Source organism: Hydrogenophaga atypica, assembly GCF_042665215.1.
In the GTDB taxonomy this organism is placed as follows: domain Bacteria; phylum Pseudomonadota; class Gammaproteobacteria; order Burkholderiales; family Burkholderiaceae_C; genus Hydrogenophaga; species Hydrogenophaga defluvii_A.
Map to the genome: position 1 here is coordinate 26,165 of NZ_JBHTCA010000009.1, position 20,574 is coordinate 46,738.

A 20,574-nucleotide genomic window follows, 5' to 3' on the forward strand; every position below is an offset into this window, starting at 1 on the left:
ATGAACATCGAACACTTCGACGACCTGCTGCGCGCGGCACGCGCTCAAGCCCAGCCCCAATGCCTGTTGCTGGTGTTTGTGCAGGTGGAACTGCCCGAAGGCAGCAGTGAGGCCGAACGCGCCGACTTCGAGGCCGGGCAGGGTGGCGCGATGGTGCCGGTGATGTGTGTGGACCTGGCGCCCGACGGGGTGGCCGGCTTCGAGCAACTGCGCGCCGAGGCCGATGGCCGGGGCGCCGCCTGGGCCATGGTGCTGGCCGGTGCGCTGGGTGGGCAGGGCGGCCAAGCGCCCGACGATGCGCAGGTGAGCGGCGCGCTGGACCGCCTGGTGCAGCGCGTGCAAATGGGTGACATCGACGGGCTGGTCCCCTTCAACCGCGCCGGGGAGGCGCTCTCGCTCAGCGCGCGCTGACACCGTCACAGGCATTGACCGCGCTCGCTGGGGCGGCTATGGTTGCGGGTTGCGTTTGAGGCCACCATGTCCAAGCCACCCGATCCGCCAACCACCACCACGCCGCGCGCCGGCCCCGCATCCGGGCGGGCATCGCACTGGGTGGTGCACATGAACCACATCAACCGATCGTGGTCGTGGGCGCTGTTGGGCCTGCTGGTGGGGCTGCACCTGTGGCCAACGGCGCCTGTGGGCTGGGTCTGGTGGGCGTTGTTCGCGCAGTTTGTGCTGTACCCTCAACTGGCCTATCTGCTCGCACGGCGCGCGCGCGACGCCCTGGACGCAGAAGTCCGGAACATGCTGTTTGACGCCTTCATCCTGGGCGTCTGGTCTGCCGGCATGGGTTTTCCGCTGTGGATCGCTTTCCTGTTCGGCATCGGTCCGTGCCTCAACCTGGTGGCGTTTCAAGGGGGGCGGGGCGTGCTCAAGGCCTTGGCGGCGCATGGGCTGGGCATGGTCTTGGCCGGGGTGGTGCTGGGCTGGCGCTTTGAACCCCACACCAGCTTGCCGGTGACCCTGTTGTCCATGGCGAGCCTGTCGGCGTATCTGGTGGTGTTTGGCTTGAGTGCCCAGACACGCGCTACCAAGTTGAACCAGATGCGCCAACGTCTGCGCCGCAACGAACAGGCGCTGCAGGCGCAGCTCGACGAGATCCGCCTTTTGCAGAGCCAGCTCAAGGAGGAGGTGGACCGGGACCACCTGACCGGGCTGTACAACCGCCGCCACTTGGCTGCCACCATAGACCGCGAACTGGCACGTTGTGCCCGCGACGACGCGCCCATCAGCGCGATGATGGTGGACATCGACCACTTCAAGCTGATCAACGACGGCCACGGCCACCCCGTGGGGGACGAGGTGCTCAAAGCGGTGGCCGAGGTGATCAGCCAGGCCTTGCGCGCCGGCGACATCGCCTGCCGCTACGGCGGCGAGGAGTTTTTGTTGCTGTTGCCCGGCATGCCGCTGGGTGCGGCCGAAGCGCGCGCGCACGACATCCGCCGCCAGGTGGCGCTGCTGAACCTGAGTGCCCACGGCGTGGCCTTGCAGGTGCATGTGTCGGTGGGGGTGGCCGAGGCGCCGCAGAACGCCACCGACTCGGCCTCGCTGGTTCGCCAGGCCGATGCCGCGCTGTACCGCGCCAAGCACCTTGGGCGCAACCGGGTGGAAATCAGCGCCTGAACCCGCAAGCCTGCGTCAGTGCAGCACCAGCACGGGCAGCTTGCTGCGCGAGATGATGGACTTGGTGTGGGAGCCAAACACGAACTCGCCCAGCGGGCCCCTGCCGTGTGTGACCATCACAATCATGTCGCAGCCGGCTTTTTCGGCCTCTTCCATGATGGCGGTGTCCACCGAATAGGCGGTCACATGGCTGGCCACGAAGTCAACGCCTGCGGCCTTCGCGCGTTGCGCGAACTGGTCCAGCAGGGCTTTGGCGTGTGCCTCGTTCTGCGCTTCGTGTTTTTTGATGCGTTCGGTGGAGGTGTGTGCGTCGGGGCTCACAACCGACAGCGGCAGATCGGGTTCGACCACAAAACCGTTGATGGCCGCGCCCAGTTGTTTGGCCAGCGCGATGCTGCCGTCCATGGCGCGGTGTGAAAGTTCAGAACCATCGACGGGAACAAACAGTTTCTTGTACATGTTGTCTCTCTCCAGAAAGGTGGCGGCCATGCGGGGCCGGTGCACAGGCATTGACATTTCAGTGTCGCTCAAGGCCTGACGCAGGGGTGTGTGGATGCTACGTACCGGGGCGGCTGTTTGGGCTGCGTTTGATTTCCCTCAACATGTAGAGGTACAGGCTTTCCACTTTGTCTCGGGCCCAGGGCGTTTTGCGCAAGAACTTGAGGCTGGAGGACACGCTGGGTTCGCTGGTGAAGCATCGCACCGGTATGCGCTCAGCCAAACCTGCCCAGCCATAGTGCGCCACGAGCGCGTTGACAATGGCCTCCAGCGTCAACCCGTGCAAGGGGTTGCGCGGCTGGGCGGCGGGCGGCGGGGTGGGGGATGTGGTCATGGGGTGCGGCCGTGTGAGGGAAGGGTGGGGTTGTCCATCATGACCACGCGGTTGCGGCCCGCGTTTTTGGCCTGGTAGAGCGCCAGGTCCGCGCGGGCCACCAGCTGGTCAAACGTGGTGTCGCCCTCGTGCACGCCACTCACGCCCACGCTGATGGTGCATGGGCAGCCGGGCGGGTCGCTGGGCATGGCTTGCACCGCAGCACGAACCCGCTCGCCGAGTTCACGCGCTGTTGCTTCGTCGGTGACAGGCAGCAGCACCAGGAACTCTTCGCCGCCGTAGCGCGCCAACAGGTCGGTTTTGCGCAGCGGTTGGCGCAAAGCGGCGGCCAAACGCTTGAGGACCTGATCGCCCACCAAATGCCCGTGTTGATCGTTGATCTGTTTGAAGTGGTCAATGTCGATCAGCAGCACAGCAAAGGGGTGCGCGTGCCGCTGCCAGCGCAACAGTTCCTGGTCACCGGCGAGCAGCAGCACGCGCCGGTTCAAAGCGCCTGTCAGGCTGTCAAAGGTGGCCATGTGCTCGAACTCGGCACGCACACGCTCGCTCGCCATGAGCAACACCCCCACCAGGAACAGCAGCACCATGAAACTGAAACTGACGAAATAGGCGTTGTGTATGGTGGAGGCGGCGAATCGGTGGGTGCTGGCTTGGTCCAGCCAGAAAGCGGCCACACAACGGGCCACAAAAATGAGGGTTTGCAAACCCATCACGACCAACGTGAACCGGGCAGCAAAACCCCGTCCCTGCCGCCAAAGCAATCGCGCGTGTGCGGCAAACAGCCCGGCGAGTGTGGCGGTGAACAGGGCCACCCGCATCTGATAGTCGGGGTGGACCACGGCAAAGTAGGTCAGCCCGCACAAGCTGATGGCCCCCACACCCGCCCACCGCTGCCAATGGACCTGTTGTGCATAGAAACGCTGGGTGCCGAAGTACATCAGACCACAGGCGGTCAGCGCCAAGGCATTGCCGCCGATGGCAGCCAGGCTCGGCGGCATCAGGCGCTCGGCGCCGTAGAAGGCGGAAGCCAGCATCCCCAACAGCGCGCCCAACCCCCACAGGCCCAGCCCCTGGATGCTGGACGGGAAGTTGCGGCGCATGCCCAGAATGACGGTGCCCATGACCACACACATCAAGCCGGTCACGAGGTTGATGGTGCGAAGGTCAATCCCAGACATGTGTCAATTTTATTGCCACTGGAGTTAATAAAAATGACGTGGAGGTGGCATCTTTGTACCCCGCACACGGCTGCGCATTGCCCAGCGGCCGGCTGCAATGCGGGCCAGCCCCTTGGTTGAGCGGGGCGGCTCAGGCGTGGCGGCTGAAGCCCTGGATCACCAGCCCCAAAGCAGGGGGCGGGCCACCCAACCCGACGCGCCTGTTTCGCGCTTGACCTTGACCCAATCCGCACGCTTTTCCTGCGTCTTGAACAACTCGCCATACTCGGCTTTGCCCACCACGCGGAACCGCGTGCCAGGCCCGCTGCGCACGTTGGCTACTGGCGCCTTGACGATGTGGTGCGGTTGGCGGCCCGTGAGCGAAGCCGCCACCCAGCCCTGGTCTTTCTCAAAGTCCTGCACCTTGAGCCACCGGCCGCGCCGCTCAACCACCTGCAACGGGTACCCCCGCTTCAGCTCCCACAACACCTGCGTGTGTGTGCCGGGGCCTTCCCGCATGTTGAGCACACTGCCTTTCACGCTGACCATCTGTTGCGCGGCGGCCGTTCCGGCGGCTGCCGCCACGACCATCAGGCCCATCGTCAGGCGGCGCAGGGCAGGCAGGATGTGGTTGGAGTGCATGGGCTTGGGGTCCTTTCTGAAAACGACGACAACGAAGTGATTCAAACACTTCGCAGATAGGAACGGCTCGGGGAGCGGAGGTTCCTGTCATTTGCATGTTTCGCGGTAGGGGCGGCGCGTCCGACACAAAGCGCAAAGGTGTCGCTCAATTTCGCCAATCTAGGCAGTGACAACACGCGTGTCGTGCCCAGCAGCGATCTCCCGATTCATATCCTCCACACAGGCTTTGTTGCACAAAGCCGCAGAGGCGAGGTGATAGGCTGGGCGAATGAGTGAAGCCAAGGGAGCCAAAGGTCGCTACAAGACCACCAACTGGGCGGCGTACAACGCCGCGCTCAAGGCGCGAGGGTCGCTGATGATTTGGTTGGACAAAGACATGCAGTGGTACGCCCTGCCAATGGCCGCAGAGGTCGCCAGCGGGTCTTCTCCGACGCCGCCATCCAGTTCTGCCTGAGCATCAAATGCCTGTTTGGCCTGGCCCTGCGCCAAAGCCTGGGGTTGGTCGACAGCCTGCTGCGCTTGGCTGGTCTGGCCTGGAAGGTGCCGGACTTCAGCACCGTGTGCCGGCGCCAGAAGACTCTGCGGGTGCAATTGCCCTATCAGTCCAGCACCACGGCGCTTGACTTGCTGGTGGACAGCACCGGCATCAAGTTCCTGGGCGAAGGCGAATGGAAGCGCAAGAAGCATGGAGCCGAGTACCGACGGCAGTGGCGCAAGGTGCACCTGGGCATCGACACCCACACGCTGGAGATTCGGGCCATTGAGGTGACCGACAACAGCTTGGGTGACGCGCCGATGTTGCCCGAACTGTTGGGCCAGATACCAGCCGATGAAGCGGTGGCCAGTGTCAGCGGGGACGGGGCTTACGACACCAAGGCGTGCCATGCGGCGATTGCACAGAGAGGGGCACAAGCGGTGATTGCGCCGCGCAAGAACGCCCGGCCTTGGCGGACAACCCTGGTAGGGGCCAGCTCGCGCAACGCAGCGCTCAACGCTTGTCACAGGTTGGGCCGCGCCATCTGGAAGAAGTGGAGCGGGTACCACCGCCGCAGCCTGGTGGAGACGAAGATGCACTGCTTCAACCGCTTGGGCGAGCGGGTGATGGCACGTACGTTTGAGCGTCAGGTGGTGGAGTTGCATGTGCGCGTGGCCTTGCTCAACCGCTTCACGCAACTGGGCCGCCCGACAACGGTATTGGTGACCGCCATGGCGTAGCTGCGTCCGGGGTTGGGGTCAACTCGTCCCATTTCGGGTTTGTGCAACAGAGCCGTGCAACCCGACAACCATAGTTGCAGCTCGTCATGGGCAGTTGGGTCGGGGGGCGGGCAGAGTGTGCTCCACCACAACGTCGCGTAACCCGACACCCGCAGCGACCATCGTTGCCCAACCGTTACGTCCAGTGTCGTGTAACCCGACGTTCACCGTGGCGGGCACTGCACAGCAACTTCAAACAACGGTTCGCAAACGAGATCAGCCAACGCGGGGCGTTAGCGTATGCAGGAAAGCCGTTCTGCTCGCGCGTCCCTGATCAATAGCCTATGTGTGCTGCCCAAGACCATCAAGATCGCGGTCAGAAACAGGGCCCACTGCGAAAGCGAAGGTATGCCGATGGCGGCCGGCAGTAACACGAAGCCGCCTGGGTCAGTGATGGCACCGTTGGCGATCAGGTCATCGTCCCCAGCCCCTCCGTCAGTGATCGTCAGCGTCGCGCTGTAGCGATCCGGCGCCACCACCACCTGTCCTTCGGGCATGAGGTACCAGTGGTCTTGTGCGCAGGCCGCACCGCTACAGTTGAACCCGGCTGGGCTTTTCCCGTACTTCATGTACACGGCGCCAACAGGCACGGGGGTGGTGTAGTGGATGGTGATACTAGTCGCACTGCCGACGGCACCGCCATTAAGACTCAAAGACACTAGCCCATATGGAAAGCTCGCGTTCGCCGGTGGGCTACCAGGCAGTGTGTTGCTGAATGTGGCGCTGGTGACAGCCCAACCATTGTCGGGGGGCGCCACAGAACCGGTGCCGGTGCCAGCGACCGCCCAATTGGCCTCGCATGTGCCCGATGCAGCGCCACCGTTGCTGCCGCTGCAGACCCAGCTGTACTTGCCAGGATCGGAAACAACCACAGAGGGCGTGCCCTGCGTACACAACTGGGCTGTTGGCGCAAAAGCATAGGCCTGTCCAGCCGCCCCGCCACACTCGCCATCCACTACCGCATCGACCCGGAAAATCCGAAGTTCGTCGATGTTGGCTGGATTGCGGGTGTAGAACGAGAGGCGGTCGAATGCGGGCGCAAGCCCGTCGTATTCAGCCGAGGCTGTGGGCGGGTTCAGGTAGTCAAATCCACTGAGGCCAGGCAGCACCCACATGCGGGTATTGTTGGCGGTGTAGTCGATGCGTAACACCACCGCGCTGAGGGTGGCCAGTGTCACAGCGCTGCACGACGCGGGGATCGCCTGCAGGTTGTTGTTCAATATTGCGTAGACCGCGCTGCCACAAGCGCCATTGTTCCCGACCGCACCCGTGAGCGCACCAGACGAAGAAAAGCGGATGTTGGGCGTGCCGCCACCGGACTGGGTCCCGAACTGCGCCAGAAACTGCACAAACACCACGCCGGTGTTTTGCAGCGGCAATGTGCGCGCCGCGTCGTTCAACTGGCTGCCTGCCCGGTACACGGCTCTGCCACCTGCGCTGGCAACACCGGTCACCGCGAGGCTGGCCGCATTTGTGTAAAAGTCGGTGAATGAGACGCTGTCGGACACCCACGCGCCGCTCCATCCCGTGCCCCCGTTCTGACCCGGCAAGGCCACATTGCCGGGGTAGGAGAAACTGTCCGCAGCTAATACGGTGACCACGGAGTTAGCTGCCCAACTGCAGGTACCAGCCAGAAACATACAGACCGTTGCGACAAGACGATGGAGAACGCATTGAAAGGAGGTGGGCATGGTTTCGGTGCTGGCAAGAGGCGTGAAGTCAGTCTAGGCGAGGGTTGGAGGGTGTGCCCCTCCCAAGTATCGGCGCGGCGCGCACCACCGTCCCGCCAGCGTGTTCGCTACCGTGCAGACAGCGTCAGAAGTGTCTGCTCCGTGTGCTTCGCCCAAATTCTGTGCACGATCTTGCTACACGTCGGGGACAGCCATAGAAAAAGCCCACTGTCGTGAAACAGTGGGCTTGATCAGCTTGAATTTGGTGGCGCTTCACGGATTCGAACCGCGGACCTGTGGATTATGATTCCATCGCTCTAACCGACTGAGCTAAAGCGCCGAAGCCTCAGATTATAGCCACAAAATCAGGTGTTCGTGAAGACCGGCGCACGTTTTTCAACGAAGGCGGCCATGCCTTCTTTTTGGTCGGCGGTGGCGAACAGCGCGTGGAACAGGCGGCGTTCGAACATCACGCCGTCGCTCAACCCGCTCTCAAAAGCGCGGTTGACGGCTTCTTTGGCGGCCATCACGCTGGGCAGCGAGAAGCCGCAGATGGTGAGTGCGGCAGCCAGGGTTTCGTCCATCAGTTTGTCCAGCGGCACCACGCGGCTCACCAGCCCGGCACGTTCGGCCTCGAGGGCGTCCATCATTCGGCCGGTCAGGGCCAGGTCCATGGCTTTGGCCTTGCCCACCGCGCGGGGCAGGCGCTGGGTGCCGCCGGCGCCGGGGATGATGCCGAGCTTGATTTCGGGTTGACCAAACTTGGCGTTGTCGGCGGCGATGATGAAGTCGCACATCATGGCCAGCTCGCAGCCGCCGCCCAGGGCAAAGCCGCTGACGGCGGCAATCACGGGCTTGCGCACGCTGCGGATGGTTTCCCAGTTGCGGGTGATGTAGTCGTTCACGTAGACGTCGGCAAACGTGTAGGTGGCCATGGCGCCGATGTCGGCGCCCGCAGCAAAGGCTTTTTCGCTGCCGGTGATGACCATACAACCGATCTCGGGGTCGGCATCAAAGGCCTTGAGGGCGGCACCCAGCTCGTTCATGAGCTGTTCGTTGAGGGCGTTGAGCGCCTTGGGGCGGTTGAGGGTGATGACGCCAACACGGCCTTCCGTGCGGACCAGGATCATTTCGGGGGTGGTGCTCATGTGTGCTTGCAACTGAGGCGTGGGGGAGGGGTTTCAACTATAGCGAGTCGGGCGTTTCAGCCCAGCCAGGTTTTCCAGGGTGCGCCGTCGGCCGGTGCCGTGGGCAGGGCGATCTTGAGGCTGGTGGCGGGTGCAGGCCAGGCCAGGGCCAGGCGCAGCAGGCGTTTGTCGCGTGCGACCAAAGTGGTGAGGTGGCGGCGTGGGCCGAGGTACATGGCCACCTCGTCCAGCTTGTGCACGCGCCAGCTCTCTGGGTCGCCACCCTCGTTGAGCGGGCTCAGTTCGATGCCCAGCCATTCGTCGCCAGCGGCCAGGCCGGCCTCAGCGGCCACCGAGCCGTGCAACACCGTCTTGATGGCGATACCGCCGCTGCCCTCGGTCACGCGCAGCCCCAGGCGTTGGGCCAGGGCGGCGGGCTCTTCGGTGGCTTGGAGGCCCAGGGCGCGCAGCTGGTCGGCCAAGGGCAGCTCGCCCGTGCCATGCACCCAGGCGGCGATGTCGGCACCCAAGTCGCGCCGGCCCAACTGGCGCAGCACGGCCAGCAGATCGGATTCTTTCATGGGGCCACCCGCGCAGCGTTGCCACAGGGCGCGCATCACGTCGTCGAGGGTGCTGTGGCCTTCGGCACGCAGGGTGAGGTCGAGGCAAGCGGCCACCAGCGCACCCTTGGTGTAGTAGCTCACCGTGGCGTTGGGGGTGTTTTCCTGCACGCGGTAGTACTTGGTCCACGCCTCAAAGCTGGCCTGGGCCACGCTTTGCACCGCGCGGCCGGGGGTTTGCAGCACCTGGTTGGCGGTTTTGGTGAGCAGTTGCAGGTACACCGCCGGGGTGATGAGCCCGGCACGGCGCAGCAGCAGGTCGTCGTAGTAGCTGGTGAAGCCTTCGAAGAACCACAGCAGCTCGGTGTGGTTCTCGCGGTCGTAGTCGTAGCGCTTGAACTCGGCCGGGCGCAGGCGCTTGACGTTCCAGGTGTGGAAGTACTCGTGGCTGATGAGGCCCAACAGCTGGGTGTAGCCGTCGGTGGCCTTGAGCGCCGGTTCGGTGGCACCCGGTGTGGCGTCAGGCCCAGGCAGGCGGGGCAGGTCTGCGCGTTTGGCGATCAGCGCGGTGCTGTGGCGGTGCTCCAGGCCGCCGTAGCCGTCGTCGGTGGCGTAGAGCATGAAGACGTAGCGGTCGAACGCGGGCTTGTCCTTGGTGCCGTGCCAGAAGGCGATTTGGGTTTCGACAATGCGCTGGGTGTCGCGCAGCAGGCGCTCGCCGTCTAACCAGGCGCCGGCACCGCTGACCACAAAGCGGTGGGGCACGCCACGCACCTTGAAGCTGCCGCTCCAGAAGCGGCCCAGCTCCACCGGGCTGTCGGCCAGTTCGTCGTAGCCGCAGGCGCGGTAACTGCCAAAGCCGCTGCGTTTGGTTTTGAGCGGCGGCAGGCTGGTGGCCACCTGCCAGCCTTGGGTGTGGGTGTTTTCAGCCAGCTCCAGCGTGTGGGGCAGGTCTTCCTGGCCCAGCGCGCGCAGGCACAGGCTGGTGGGGTTGAAGAAGCCGCGTGAGGCGTCCAGCCAGGCGGTGCGCACCGAGGGGTCGAAGGCGTAGAACTCGGTACGCAACACCAGCGGGGCTTCAGGGCTGCTGTTGGCCACCCAGGTGTTTTTGTCGAGCTGACGCAAGGGCACGGACTGGCCGGCCTGTTCGGCGCGCACGTTCAGCAGGTGTTGCGAAAACTCACGCACCAGGTAGCTGCCTGGAATCCACACCGGCAGCGCCACACGCTGTTTGGCGCTGGGCCGATGGATGGTGAGCCTGACGGCAAAACGGTGGCTGTGCGGGTCCAGCACCTCCACGCGGTAGTGGGGGCCGGATGCGGTGGGCGTGGGTGCGGTGGTGGGCATGTGGGTGGCGGAGCGTGTCAAAGGGCGCCGGCGGCGATGAGGCAGCTCAACGTGGCCACGGCCGTGAGCCGGAAGCGCAGGGTGAGCCAGGCGCTCACACCGGCGCTGGGGTAGAGCCGACGGTCCACCAGGTAACACAGCACCAGTGCCAGGGCCAGCCACACCAGGCCAGCGTGGGGCGGCATCAGCACACCGGGCCAGGCCAACAGCGAAGGCGCCACGCCCCACAAGAGGTGTGCTCGTTGCTGGTCTGCGCAAGCGTCAGGCTGCTTCCAGGCCAGGCCCCAGTGGATACCGCCGAGGTAAGACACGATCAGGGCAGCGTAAGCGGCCATGGCCATGGCCGCCCAGGGTTGCAGGTCCGCATCGACCAGCCAGACCGTGGCGGCCAGCAGCACAAAAGGAGCGAGTCCGGCGTTTCCGAGCCGTTGAATCAGTGGGGCGTGCGGGTGGGCTGTGTGCATGGGCAAGGGCGCGTCACTTGGCTGCTGCCAATGCCTGTTCGATGCGGTCCAGCGGCACGGCGCCCGCCACACGTGTGCCGTCGGCAAAGAAGGTGGTGGGTGTGCCGCTGATGCGGTTTTGCTGGCCAAAGGCCACGTTGCGCTGCAGCGCGGCGGTGTCGCAACTGGCCTTGGGCGGCACCACGTTCTGGGTCATCCAGGCAGAGAAGGCGCGCGCCTTGTCTGGCGCACACCAGATGTTCTCGGACTTCACGACCGAGTCTGGCCCCAGGATGGGGTACAGGAACACGTGCACGGTCACGTTGTCGAGCTTTTCCAGCTCGCGTTCAAAGCGTTTGCAGAAGCCGCAGTTCGGGTCTTCAAAAATGGCCAGCTTGCGTGCACCATTGCCGCGCACGATGGTGAAGGCGTCTTGAAGCGGCAGGCTGTCGAAGGGCAGGGCGGTGAGCTTTTCCACGCGCGCTTCGGTCAGGTTGGTGCGCTCCTTGGTGTCGATCAGCTCGCCCTGGATGAGGTAGTTGCCGGCGCGGTCGGTGTAGAAAATTTCGGTCTTGTTCACGCGCACCTCGTACAGCCCCTCCATCGGCGTCTTGCTGACCTCGTCGATCTTGGGCAGGTTGGGCAGGCGCTCGGTCAGCGTCTGGCGGATGATGTCTTCCGGCGGCACGCTGGTGCATCCGGCCGCCAGCACGGTGGCGAAAAACATGGCGGTCAAGGGGCCGCGGCGGTAGGCGAATGGGGTGAACATGGCAGGACCTGTGAGGAAAAAAGGTGCGATTCGGATCGGCGCGCGCGGTTCAATGGCCGGCGCGCAGGGGCGTGTGGCCAGCGGCCTGGCGCACCACCCACTGTTTGAGCGTGCTGCTGCTGTCAAAACGTTGGAGGCCCCAACGCCGCAGCGCTTGCAGCCGGCTGTCGCTGTGGGCAAACAGGCTGTAGAGCCCTTCGGTCACGGCGCCCATGGCGCGCACATCGGCCTGGCGGGCGCGCTCATAGCGCCGCAGCAGGCGCATGTCACCGGGTTCGCGCCAGCTCTCGCGCTGATGGAGCAGGTGCGCCAGTTCGGCCACGTCGCCCAAGCCCACGTTCAGCCCCTGACCCGCCAGCGGGTGCATGGCGTGGGCGGCGTCGCCCGCCAGGGCCACGCCCATGTCACCGTGGCACGCCACCCAGCGCCGGGCGCGCGACAGCTCCAATGGCCAGCCCGCAGCGGCGCCATCCAATGCCATGGCGCCCAGCGCCGCGTGGCCATTGGCCTGCACCTCCGCCGCCAGGGCATCGGGTGCCAGCGAGAGCAACTGGGCCGCGCGTTCGTGCGCGACCGACCAGACCAGCGCCACACGGTGGCCCTGAGGCCCGTCCAGTGGCAGCCAGGCCATGATGTCGCCCTGCACAAACCACTGCCGGGCCACCCCGCCGTGGGGCAAGGCGCAGCGCAACCGCGCTGCCACGGCGGTGTGGGGGTAGGGGCGGGTGTCGAATTCGAAGCCAAACTGTGCCCGGCTGCTGCTGCGTTTGCCTTCGCAGATCACGGTGAGGCTGGGCGTCAGCCCTTCGGCACTGTCCAGCACCTCGATGCCACTTTGAAAGCCCACCGCTTCACGCAGGCGCTGCTCCAACGCGGGCACGTCCACGATCCAGGCCAGCGCGTCGCCGTCAGCGCCTGGGCTGTCAAAACGCACGGCCGCATGGGGTGGCGCATTGCCGCCGTCTTCGCAGATCTGCATGGCGGCCACCGGCGTGGCCGAGGCCGGGTCGGGCCACACGCGCAGGTCTTGCAACAGCGCCCGCGACGCGGCATTGAGCGCGTAGGCACGGACGTCGGTCAGGGCACCCGCTGGCGCGGGTGGGCGCACCAGCGCCACCCGCAAACGGTCGCGGGCGAGCAACAAGGCCAGGGCATGACCCACCACCCCGCCACCGCGCACGCACACATCGAACTTTCTGCTCATGCGGCGATTTTAGGCACTGGCCTTGCTTGCTTATTTCAGCGGGCACAATCCCGGGCTTGTCAGCATGGTGAAAGCAACGATGAAGCGGTGGTGGAAGTGGGTGTTGGGCGGGGCGGCAGGTGGCTTGGCGGCGGCGGCACTGGTGGCCGGCACCGTCGCGTGGCGCCTGAGCACCTTGCCGACCGACCAGGTGCAAGACCTGGCCCGCACCTTGGCCGCCGAACACGAGGCCATGTGGGTGTCGGTCTGGGGGCCGTTGCCAGCCCGTGCCGAGGTGGTGGGTGCCTACGATTCGCTGGGCTGGAGCCTGTGGCCGCGCCCTCAGATCCACCTGCACGGGGTGCGCTGGGCGGTGCCCCCCGAACTGTCCAGCGACGGCGAGCTGCGCATTGAGCGTTTGAGCCTGGGGCTGGACTGGCGCAGCCTGTGGCTGGACGCACCCCGTTTGCACGAGCTGCGCGCCCAAGGCCTCCAGGGCGCCAGCCGACATCCCCAATGGGGTTTGCAGGGCGATTGGCAGGTGCACCAGGTGTCGCTCGGGCCGGCCGATGTGGCGGGCGCACGTGCGCTGACGTGGCGCCTGGACGCCAGCCTGCGCCCCTTGCGTGAGGGGGAGGCCGGCACAGACCTCAGACCTGCCTGGCTGGTTGGCCAGTGGCAAGGCCGCGCAGACTGGTTCCCGGCCACCGGCGACGAACCGGCCCACTGGCGCGGGGTGGATCTGCGCTTCAAGGGGCAGGTGGCCGGGCAGGTGGTGCCCAGCGCGCACCTCACGCTGGCGCGCTGGTTGCACCAACACGATCAACAGCGGCTGGCCTGGGACGATCTGGTGTTGCAGGCGCAACTGGGTGAAACCGCCCAGGCGGCGCACATCGAGTGGCGGGTGGGTGCGCTGGCGCTGGGGCCTGACAGCGCCAGCGGCCAGGGCATGACGGGGCGCTGGAAGACCGCTGCCCCGCTGTCGCTGACCTGGCAGATGGAAAGTGCCGCCCCGCGCGGGCGCTACGCGGCCGTGACTTGGCCGCAGTGGCGGCTGGTGCCCAGCGGGCAGGACGGCACCCGTGCCGGCGGCCAGCTGCAGGCCGACCTGGGCTGGGTGACCGACCGGCGCGCCCTGCGTTGGGATGCCTTGCTCGCCGACGTCAGCGTGCAGCCGCGCGGCGAGGCCGAGCGCCAGTGGAGCCTGCGCGGCCAGATGGAACTGGGCCTGCGGGGCGCGTCGTGGCAACTTGAGGGGCAGGCCCTCGGCGGTGCGACCGACGCGGTGCTGTGGGACGGCCCCTTTGCCACCGATGGTGAATGGCAACGTTGGCCACAAAGAGACGGTCAGGGTCAGGCCGACGCGCGGCTGCGGGTGGCTTCTTTGTGGCCCGACCGCTGGGCCATGGCCAGCCGCTCGGCCACCTGGCCGGCTTTGTGGTCGCAGCTGGCCACCTGGCCAGGGCAGTTGCAAATCAAGGTGGGCCAGCTCGGCTGGCGGGGCTTGCGGCTTTCGGGTACCGAGGCGACGCTGGACAACCAGGGCGACGTGATCCGGCTCACGGGGCTGGACGCCCGCCTTTGGGGTGGCCAGTTGAGCGCCAGCGGCGAATGGCATTGGGCCAACGGCCGTTGGCAACTGAATGCGCGCACCCGCGATGCCGACCTCGCGTTGCTGCGCCAGACCCTGGACGAGCGGCCCGCCGGGGGCACACCGGCAGCGCGCCAGGTCGATGGCGCCGCTGGGCGCTGGAACGGTTCATTGGCGCTGTCGGGCCGGCAGAAGGATGTGCGCGAGTGGCAAGGCGATTGGTCGCTGGAGGCCCGTGCCGGTCACTGGCAAGGGCTGGCGGTGCGCAGCACTCGCCCAACGGGCGAGGCCCGCCTCGACCCTGCCGAGCGCACCGAATGGCGCCGCCTGCAAGCGCAAGGCAGCATCGCCGGTGGTGTGGCCCACATCGACCGCCTGCAGCTGACCCACCTCGCCTGGCGCATGGCCGCCGATGGCAGCGTGGACTTGCAGGATGGCACGCTGGCGCTGGCCTGGTCCGAGCTGGTGGGCAACCGCAAACGCGGACCGGTCCTGACCACCACCGGGCCTTGGCGCACACCGAACACCCACACACCCTGAACCCTGTTGGAGCTTTTTCTCATGAGCACCGTGCCCGATCACGCCGACCAGCCCTTTCACATCGACCAGTTGTGGGTGTACCCCGTCAAGTCGTGTGCCGGCGTGCGCCTGCCGCGCGCCACCCTGCTCGACACCGGCCTGGAGTGGGACCGCAGCTGGATGGTGGTGGATGCGCAGGGCGATTTTGTTTCGCAGCGCGAACTGCCCCGCATGGTGCTGATTCAGCCCCAGTTCCGCCTGGGCCAGCTGGTGCTGCGCGCGCCCGGCATGCTGACCTTGCACCTGCAGCTCGACGCCGCCGAGGCGCCCGCCCGTGTGCGGGTCTGGGACGACGAGGTGGACGCCTACGACATGGGCGACGTGGCAGCCCAGTGGTTCAGCGACTTTCTTTCGCCCGGTGCGCCGGCCGGATTGCAGCGCCTGCGCTTGGTGCGTTTTGACCCCGAGGCGCGGCGCGTGTCCAGCCTCAAATGGACCGGCGGCGTGCCCGCCCACGTGCAGTTTGGTGACGGCTACGCGCTGCTGGTGGCGAGCACCGCCGCGCTGGACGACCTCAACATCCGGCTGGCCCGTGCGGGCGAGCCGGCGGTGGACATGCGGCGCTTTCGGCCCAACATCGTGCTCGGTGGGGTGGAGGCCCACGACGAAGACCGCTTCAGCGACCTCTACCTGCCCGGCCACGCGGCGGGTGACGCGATGGTTCACCTGCAACTGGTCAAGCCGTGCGTGCGTTGCCCCATCCCCGACGTCCACCCCGACACCGCCACCACCGGCCACGCGGTGGGAGACGCGCTGCGCACCTACCGCGCGGATCAGCGCCTGAACGGTGCCATCACCTTCGGCATGAACGCCGTGGTGCGCGCAGGCGCTGAAACGGTGTTGGCCGAAGGGCAGGCCGGGGCTGCAGCGTGGGGTGTTTGGGACTGAGGGGCTGAGGTTCAGAGCCGGCTGAACACCCGTGCCGGGTCCAGCCGCACTTTCACCTGATCCGGTGAAACGGAGTCGATCACGGCGTACTGGGGCAAGGCGGTGTCGCGCACCGTGGGCGCCGACAGCGGGATGCCGTCCTTGCCCACGACGGCCACGACCATGGGGCGGTTGACCTGCCCCGTGCTGCGCGTGACCACGGCCACCTCGCCGTTCTGCAGCCGCACGTAGCTGCCTGGCAGGTACATGCCCAGGTGCTTGACCAGCAAAGCGCCCAGCGGGCTGTTCTGGCGTTGCATTTCCAGGTAGTGGGCGCGCACGGCGGCGCGGGCAGAGAGCCCTTTGCGGCCCTGGCGCGGGCTGATGCGCGCCACAAAACGGTCGGACAGCTGCAGCAGCATCAGGTCCAGGCCTTCGGCGCGTTTGCCCGTCGGGTAGCCGCCACCCTCTACCGATTCGTGCGAGTCGGCCACCAGGTTCAGCCAGCGGTCGTGCCCCACACCCAGGCCGTGCAGGATGTCGCGGCCCCGGTGTGGGTGCCGCTGGATGTCGGCCAACTGGTGCTTGTCGGGCGGGGGCTTTTGTTGGGCCAGCTGGTCTTGCAGCCGGGCCATGCCCACGTTCATGGTCAGCGCGGCATTGAACAGCGCCCGCTGTTCGCTGGGGCCCAGCCCGGCGGCTGGGGCGATGACGCGGCACACCGCCGCTGCCGCCAGCGCGTTGCTGGCGCAATACCCCAGTTGGGCGTCGTACAGCAGTTGCACCAGCACGAAGAGGCTCTCGTCCGGTTGGCGCTCCAGCAGTTGCCAGGCCTGCTCACGCATGGCTTCAAAGCGCGGCAAAAAATCGCGTGCCTCGGCGTGCTGGTGCAGCAGCACGCCCCAGCGGGTGTGCAGGTCGAGCCAGGTCGAGGCCACGCTGGCGGCAGCGGGCTCCAGCACCGCACGCTCCAGTGGGGGCTTGAGATGGGGCGCTGCGCTGGACTCGGCGACCACCGGCGCCGGCCGCCGCTGCGGACGCAGCACCGTCATCCACAGGTCGCGGTCTTGCACCCGTATCACCGGTTCGTGGCGGCTCAGCGCCAGTTGCCGCTCCAGCGAATCCATGGCCTGCCCTTTGGGCAGCAGCAGCATGCCTCGCGCGTTGAGGATGTCCACCGGCAGCGGCCGGTTCACGTCCACGCCACGCAGGGACACGGGGATGAAGCCCCCAACCGCGCGGTCGGCCGTCGGGGGGACTGATGTGTCAGAGGGGTACAGACGCGGATCCTCCATGGTGTTCTGCGAATTGTCGGCAGCCGCCGGTACGTCGAAGCGCAGAGCAAGGCGGTGTTTGCGGTGTTGTTTGAGGCACCTGCCTTGCGGTGATACATCTGCCGGGATACAGCCGCCCAATTTTTTCCCGGACTTCCGCATGACGTACAACCACACCCACGGTATCCCTGCTGCTACAGCAGGGCGGTTTCCTGTAGTGAGGAACTACACCGCCACCCAATAAGTCCTTGTAAATCAATGGTTTACGAAGATGAAAAGACAAAAGCATCCTCCTCAAAAAGGCTGCTTTATTGTTTTTCTGGCGCGATTTTGTCAATCATGTGGACATCGAGGCGCGCAGGGGCCGGGCACTGGGCACTGCGCCATCACGTGCTTGATGCCCCCATCCGATAGCGTGGCGGCGCGAGCACTCGGTGAGCGACCCGCCGTCATGTGTGTGGCAGGCATCAGCGAGTCCCCCCGACGCGGTCGCGTTGCTGGTCAGGCCGCCACGCCCTGTGCGCTGCTGGCCTGTGCGGCGGGGGCTTGTTCGGCGGCGATCAGTCGGTCGATGAGTTTGCGCGACTGCACGCCACCTGCATCAATGTTGAGCATAAGCAGCTTGCGGTCTGGGAAATTGCTCAGGTTCTTCTGCTGGCGTTCGAGCATCTCCAAGTCTTCCCCAAAGATCTTGCCCTGGCCTTCGCGGATCTGGTGGGTGAGCGACTCGTCCTGAGGCTTGAACTTGCGTGCCATGCCCCAGAAGTAGTGCATCGAGGTGTCGGTCTCGGGGGTGATGAAGTCCACGACCCAGCTCGCGGCTTTCACCGCGTCGGGTGCCGCATGGCCGCCGTGTCCGGCCAGGGCGACTCCCACCTCGATCATCACATGGCTGGGTGGCGTGAAGTGGCAAATCTGCCAGCGGTCCACGGGCTTGTCGTCGGGCAGTTCGTTTAAGCGCAAAGCCATCTTCCAGAACGGGGGTGCCTCAATGCCCTCCATGTAGCGCTCGGTGATGACGTGGTCGCCGTCCACCCGCGTACGGCACGGCACCTCGTCGATCTCTTTCTGACCGATGCTGTTTGAGTGCACGTAGGTTTCGTGCGTCAGGTCCATCAGGTTGTCGATCATTAGTCGGTAGTCGCAGGCGATGTGGTACAGGCCTCCGCCGTAAGCAAAGGCCGGATTGCCTTGCCATTCGAAGTGAGGCACCAGTGCCGTGTTGGCCTTCGCCACATCCCCAGGCCAGACCCACACGAAGCCGTGTGCCTCGTGCACCGGGAAGCTGCGGATGGCAGGAAACCCGCGCACGCGCTGGCAAGGCATGGATACCGTTTTGCCGTCGCAACCCATAGCCAGACCGTGGTAGCCGCAGACCAGGGTGTCGCCCTCCACCTTGCCCAGCGACAGCGGCGCGCCGCGGTGCGGGCAGAAGTCGAGCACCGCAGCCGCCACGCCTGAGCTGTTGCGGAAAAAGGCCATGGGCTGGTTGCAGATGCGCCGGCTGAGTGGCCGATCTGCGGGGATTTCTTCGCTGCGCGCAGCGACATACCAAGTGTTGAGCGGGAACATGAGGCGTCCTCGGTGTTGTTTGAGTGAGTTCATTCAGTATGCTGAATGTCGAGTATTGTAGGAACTTGCGTACGGCAGCAGAAGGGGGTCAGAATTCGGGTTTTCCCGAGGTTGGGTCTGCGGCGGGGTCGTTGGTTGCGTTAGGCGGGGCGGGCTCGTTGAGCAGCACAAACTTTCGCAGCAGGTGAAGGAACTCCGCCTGCTCGGCCGGGGCCAGCGGCGCCAGCAGCTGGCGGTACATGGGTACCACGCGCGGTAGCATATCGGCCAGCACCGCCTCGCCTTCGGGCGTTAGGCTCAGGGCGCGCTGGCGGCGCGGCAGCAGCTCGCGCACTATCCAGCCCTTGGCTTCAAGCCGGGTGGCGATGTCGGCGGTGGTCGAGGTGTCCAGCGCCACCTTGTCGGCCAGCGTCACCTGGTCGATGCCCGGCGTGTCTTGCAGCGCGCGCAAGATGGCGTACTGCACTGGCGTGATCTGGCGACCGTGGGTGTCGTGAAAAGTGGAGACCGCCAGCTGGTGCGCGCGGCGTATCAGGTGGCCCGGTTCGGCCTGCAGCGCGATGCCGCTGTCCGGAATGGGGCTGGCCACCGCCGTGCGGGCGGCGTCGCGTGCGCTTGTAAGGGCGGCTGGGCGGGGCGGGGTCATCGTGGTCGGGTCGCGGCGTGCCATGGGCGGAACTATAGGGCAGCCCTGGGTACTCGGGGCCGCGGTGCAAGGGCTCCCATAATCGGCGCAACCTCGTGCTCTCAAGGTGTCTGCATGCCCAACGTTCCGCAACTGGTGAATCAGCTCAAGCCGCTGCGCGCGCTGTGCGCCGTCGCGGCCACCGGCAGCACCGTGGCCGCGGCCGGCGCACTGCACCTGTCGCAATCGTCGGTGGTACGCGCCATCCAGGCGCTGGAGCTGAACGTGGGCGGCGCCCTGTTCGAACGTTCGGGCCGTGGCATGGTGCCCACGCCCATGGGGCAGGCACTGGCGCTGCGTGCCGCACGCGGGCTGACGCATCTGGCGCAGCCCGATGCCCCTCTGCCTCGCAACCAGACCCCGGATGCTTTGGCTTGGACGGGCAGTCGTCTGGCTGCGGGCTTGGGGGCGCGCCACATGTCTGTGCTGTTGTCGCTGGCACAGACCAACATGGAAACCGCCAGCGCCCTCGCGCTGGGTATCAGCCAATCGGCGGTGCACCAGACGCTGGCGCAGCTGGAACACATGGCCGGCGCACCGCTGTTCGTACGGGCGCGCAAGGGCCTGCGCCTGACTGAAGCGGGCGAAGCCACGCTGCAGGCGTTCAAGCTCGCGCGGGCTGAACTGCAGCAGGCCGGCGATGAACTCGCCGCGCGGCGCGGCGTGGTTCAGGGGCGGCTGGTCATCGGTACGTTGCCGTTCTCCACCGGGCACCTGCTGTCGTTGGCGGTGGACCTCGTGCTGCAGACCCACCCGGGGTTGGCCATCACCATCGTGGATGGCACCTACGACGCGCTGCTGTACCAGTTGCGCCAGGTCGACGTCGACCTCATCGTGGGCGCGCTGCGGCCGGCGTTGCCGGGTGCCGACCTGCAGCAGGAAACCCTGTTTCTCGACCGTCTGGCGGTGGTGGCCCGCGCCGCCCACCCGTTGGTGCATCGGCCTCGCCTGGGTTGGAAAGACCTGCGCGAGGCGGCCTGGATCATGCCCATGCCGAACACGCCCGCACAGGTGGCGTTCGAGCAGGCTTTGAAGGTGGCGGGCATCCCTATCCCGGTCGACGCGCTGCGTGTCAACAGCGCGCTGATGATGCAGGCCTTGCTCGCCCGCAGCGACCGTCTGGCGCTGATGTCGCCGCGCCATCTGCAGGACGAGATCCGCGCTGGCCTGCTGGCGGAGCTGTCCGTGCCTGTGCGCCACGAGCCGCGCATGATCGGCTTGGTGCGGCGAGCCGACTACCTTCCCACGCCTGGGGCGCAGGCGCTGCTCGACGCGCTTCGCCGCGTGGCGCGGCAGATCGCCGATGGTGGTGAGCCTTCCTGGTGGAATAAGCAAAATGCATAGCTGATTCGGCAAAAGCATTGGACCTTGTCCTCTGCGGAGGAGATGATTCGCA

At 66.2% G+C, this 20,574-nt stretch carries 18 protein-coding genes, 1 tRNA gene and 1 pseudogene; 6 read left to right on the forward strand and 14 right to left on the reverse strand.

Translation table 11 applies throughout. From position 1 onward, the window contains the following. Both ACFQPB_RS13220 and ACFQPB_RS13225 read left to right on the forward strand, forming a co-directional pair. A complete protein-coding gene (locus ACFQPB_RS13220) occupies window positions 1-411 on the forward strand; it encodes a ribonucleotide reductase subunit alpha (RefSeq protein ID WP_382224015.1) in 411 nt (136 codons plus the stop codon). Window positions 412-477: 66 nt separating this feature from the next. After that, window positions 478-1,626 (forward strand): GGDEF domain-containing protein, encoded by a 1,149-nt coding sequence (locus tag ACFQPB_RS13225; RefSeq protein ID WP_382224017.1) that lies wholly within the window; start codon window positions 478-480, stop codon window positions 1,624-1,626. 15 nt (window positions 1,627-1,641) lie between these two features. Here the strand turns inward: ACFQPB_RS13225 and ACFQPB_RS13230 are convergent, their stop codons facing one another. The 4 genes from ACFQPB_RS13230 to ACFQPB_RS13245 all read right to left on the reverse strand — a co-directional run bounded on the left by ACFQPB_RS13230 (window position 1,642) and on the right by ACFQPB_RS13245 (window position 4,257). Then, window positions 1,642-2,085 carry a universal stress protein gene (locus ACFQPB_RS13230; protein ID WP_382201852.1) on the reverse strand — a complete coding sequence of 148 codons (444 nt, stop codon included), beginning with the start codon at window positions 2,083-2,085 and terminating at the stop codon, window positions 1,642-1,644. Window positions 2,086-2,182: 97 nt separating this feature from the next. Continuing rightward, window positions 2,183-2,458 (reverse strand): VF530 family protein, encoded by a 276-nt coding sequence (locus tag ACFQPB_RS13235; RefSeq protein ID WP_382201850.1) that lies wholly within the window; start codon window positions 2,456-2,458, stop codon window positions 2,183-2,185. Further along, entirely contained in the window at window positions 2,455-3,636 is a 1,182-nt protein-coding gene (locus ACFQPB_RS13240; protein ID WP_382224020.1) for a GGDEF domain-containing protein, read from the reverse strand. Before ACFQPB_RS13240 ends, ACFQPB_RS13235 begins: the two co-directional genes overlap by 4 nt. 156 nt (window positions 3,637-3,792) lie before the next feature. Beyond that, window positions 3,793-4,257, reverse strand: coding sequence for an SH3 domain-containing protein (locus ACFQPB_RS13245; RefSeq protein WP_382224021.1), 465 nt, complete (start codon window positions 4,255-4,257; stop codon window positions 3,793-3,795). A gap of 268 nt (window positions 4,258-4,525) precedes the next feature. Between ACFQPB_RS13245 and ACFQPB_RS13250 the strand changes: the two are divergent. Beyond that, window positions 4,526-5,472 (forward strand): annotated as a pseudogene (locus ACFQPB_RS13250) (IS5 family transposase). 272 nt (window positions 5,473-5,744) lie between these two features. On the opposite strand, the gene ACFQPB_RS13255 reads toward ACFQPB_RS13250, so the two are convergent. The 7 genes from ACFQPB_RS13255 to ACFQPB_RS13285 all read right to left on the reverse strand — a co-directional run bounded on the left by ACFQPB_RS13255 (window position 5,745) and on the right by ACFQPB_RS13285 (window position 12,631). Then, window positions 5,745-7,112 carry a choice-of-anchor U domain-containing protein gene (locus ACFQPB_RS13255; RefSeq protein ID WP_382224024.1) on the reverse strand — a complete coding sequence of 456 codons (1,368 nt, stop codon included), beginning with the start codon at window positions 7,110-7,112 and terminating at the stop codon, window positions 5,745-5,747. A 332-nt stretch (window positions 7,113-7,444) separates the two neighbouring features. Continuing rightward, window positions 7,445-7,521 (reverse strand) — tRNA-Met (locus ACFQPB_RS13260). Window positions 7,522-7,546: 25 nt separating this feature from the next. Further along, window positions 7,547-8,329, reverse strand: coding sequence for an enoyl-CoA hydratase (locus ACFQPB_RS13265; RefSeq protein ID WP_382201812.1), 783 nt, complete (start codon window positions 8,327-8,329; stop codon window positions 7,547-7,549). Between the two features lie 56 nt (window positions 8,330-8,385). After that, window positions 8,386-10,215, reverse strand: a complete 1,830-nt coding sequence (locus tag ACFQPB_RS13270) for a M61 family metallopeptidase (protein ID WP_382224027.1) — start codon at window positions 10,213-10,215, stop codon at window positions 8,386-8,388. Between the two features lie 17 nt (window positions 10,216-10,232). Continuing rightward, the gene (locus ACFQPB_RS13275) at window positions 10,233-10,679 is read right to left on the reverse strand and encodes a DUF3429 domain-containing protein (protein ID WP_382224030.1); all 447 of its coding nucleotides are present in this window, start codon (window positions 10,677-10,679) and stop codon (window positions 10,233-10,235) included. Between the two features lie 13 nt (window positions 10,680-10,692). Continuing rightward, a complete protein-coding gene (locus ACFQPB_RS13280; protein WP_382224033.1) occupies window positions 10,693-11,427 on the reverse strand; it encodes a DsbC family protein in 735 nt (244 codons plus the stop codon). Window positions 11,428-11,476: 49 nt separating this feature from the next. Further along, a complete protein-coding gene (locus tag ACFQPB_RS13285; protein ID WP_382224036.1) occupies window positions 11,477-12,631 on the reverse strand; it encodes an FAD-dependent monooxygenase in 1,155 nt (384 codons plus the stop codon). A 64-nt stretch (window positions 12,632-12,695) separates the two neighbouring features. Here ACFQPB_RS13285 and ACFQPB_RS13290 point away from each other — a divergent pair, with 64 nt between their 5' ends. Together ACFQPB_RS13290 and ACFQPB_RS13295 are read left to right on the forward strand one after the other, a co-directional pair. Continuing rightward, a complete protein-coding gene (locus tag ACFQPB_RS13290; protein ID WP_382224040.1) occupies window positions 12,696-14,741 on the forward strand; it encodes an AsmA family protein in 2,046 nt (681 codons plus the stop codon). Window positions 14,742-14,762: 21 nt separating this feature from the next. Beyond that, the gene (locus ACFQPB_RS13295) at window positions 14,763-15,668 is read left to right on the forward strand and encodes an MOSC domain-containing protein (RefSeq protein WP_382224043.1); all 906 of its coding nucleotides are present in this window, start codon (window positions 14,763-14,765) and stop codon (window positions 15,666-15,668) included. 11 nt (window positions 15,669-15,679) lie between these two features. Here ACFQPB_RS13295 and ACFQPB_RS13300 read toward each other — a convergent pair whose 3' ends face one another. The 3 genes from ACFQPB_RS13300 to ACFQPB_RS13310 all read right to left on the reverse strand — a co-directional run bounded on the left by ACFQPB_RS13300 (window position 15,680) and on the right by ACFQPB_RS13310 (window position 19,163). Continuing rightward, on the reverse strand, window positions 15,680-16,942 hold the full coding sequence (locus tag ACFQPB_RS13300) for an HD-GYP domain-containing protein (protein ID WP_382224046.1): 1,263 nt from the start codon (window positions 16,940-16,942) through the stop codon (window positions 15,680-15,682). 480 nt (window positions 16,943-17,422) lie between these two features. Beyond that, window positions 17,423-18,493, reverse strand: coding sequence for an aromatic ring-hydroxylating dioxygenase subunit alpha (locus tag ACFQPB_RS13305; protein ID WP_382224048.1), 1,071 nt, complete (start codon window positions 18,491-18,493; stop codon window positions 17,423-17,425). 88 nt (window positions 18,494-18,581) lie between these two features. Continuing rightward, the gene (locus tag ACFQPB_RS13310; RefSeq protein WP_382201795.1) at window positions 18,582-19,163 is read right to left on the reverse strand and encodes a MarR family winged helix-turn-helix transcriptional regulator; all 582 of its coding nucleotides are present in this window, start codon (window positions 19,161-19,163) and stop codon (window positions 18,582-18,584) included. A gap of 90 nt (window positions 19,164-19,253) precedes the next feature. On the opposite strand from ACFQPB_RS13310, the gene ACFQPB_RS13315 reads away from it, so the two are divergent. Beyond that, window positions 19,254-20,522 (forward strand): LysR family transcriptional regulator, encoded by a 1,269-nt coding sequence (locus ACFQPB_RS13315; protein ID WP_382224050.1) that lies wholly within the window; start codon window positions 19,254-19,256, stop codon window positions 20,520-20,522. The last annotated feature ends 52 nt before the right edge of the window (window positions 20,523-20,574 follow it).